This is a genomic window from Actinomycetospora sp. (assembly GCF_055612215.1).
The window spans coordinates 1-1,059 of the sequence record NZ_JBVPVA010000060.1; the positions used below are offsets into that span (position 1 = coordinate 1).

Genomic DNA, 1,059 nt, shown 5'->3' on the forward strand with positions numbered 1-1,059 from the left:
TGGCCGTTCGGGCTGCCGTGGCCGTTCGGGCCGTCGGGCCCGGTCGGCGCCGCGCCGTAGGGGGACGACTGGCCGTAGGGCGGCGAGGGTGGGGCCTGCCCGAACGACGGCGGCCCGGGCGAGGAGGCCTGGCCGTACGGCGGCGACGGCGGGGCCTGCCCGTAGGGCGACGGCGGGCCCCAGACCGGGGCGGACGACGGCGTGTAGGTCCCCCGGCCGTAGGACGCCTGCCCGTGGGGCGGCGACGGCGGGGCCTGGCCGTAGGGCGATCCGCCGGGCGGCGGTCCGGATCGGCCGTACCCCGGCGGGACGGGGGCGGGGCCGGGCTCCTCGGCGCCGAAGCGCGACGACGGGCGGTCTCGCCCGGCGTCGTCCGGCCCGAAGCGTCCCGGAGTGCCGCTCGGCGGCGACCAGGACGCGGGGGACGGACCCCCGCCGAGCGGGTCGAGGTCGCGGTCGGACCGGCCGGCGTCGCCGTGGCGGGGGCGGCTCGACCAGCCGTCGGCGGCGGACCAGCCGTCGTCGTGACGCGGAGCCTCGTCGGGGGTGCCGTGCCGGCCGACCGACGGGCGTTCCCCCGTCACGTCGCCGTACGGGTCGTCCTCCACGGGAGCGACCGCGGCGGGCCCGCCCCAGCGGGGATCGGGCTCCCCGTGACGGGGCGAGCGGTAGCGGCGACCGGGCTCGTCGGCGGGAGGCACGGCAGTCAGGCTAGGAGACGGCGTCGAGGGGTGGTGCAGGCACTCCGCACGACGCGCGACCCCTTCAGGACGCGGACGGCGTCTCGCGCTTCTCGCGGATCTTCGCGGCCTTGCCGCGCAGCTCACGGAGGTAGTACAGCTTCGCCCGGCGGACGTCACCGCGGGTGACGACCTCGATGTGGTCGATGTTGGGCGTGTGCACCGGGAAGGTGCGCTCCACCCCGACGCCGAAGGAGACCTTACGGACGGTGAACGTCTCGCGGAGGCCGCCGCCGTGGCGACGGATCACGACGCCCTGGAAGACCTGTACACGGGAGCGTGAACCCTCGATCACCTTGACGTGCACCTTGACGGTGTC

At 77.0% G+C, this 1,059-nt stretch carries 1 protein-coding gene and 1 pseudogene; both read right to left on the minus strand.

The genetic code is table 11. The features are described 5' to 3' along the window. Positions 1-701: pseudogene (locus AC0CYZ_RS01325) on the minus strand (hypothetical protein); the annotation flags it as partial. Between the two features lie 64 nt (positions 702-765). After that, positions 766-1,059 (minus strand): 50S ribosomal protein L19 (rplS, locus tag AC0CYZ_RS01330; RefSeq protein ID WP_472211400.1); only part of this gene is annotated, 294 nt, incomplete at its 5' end.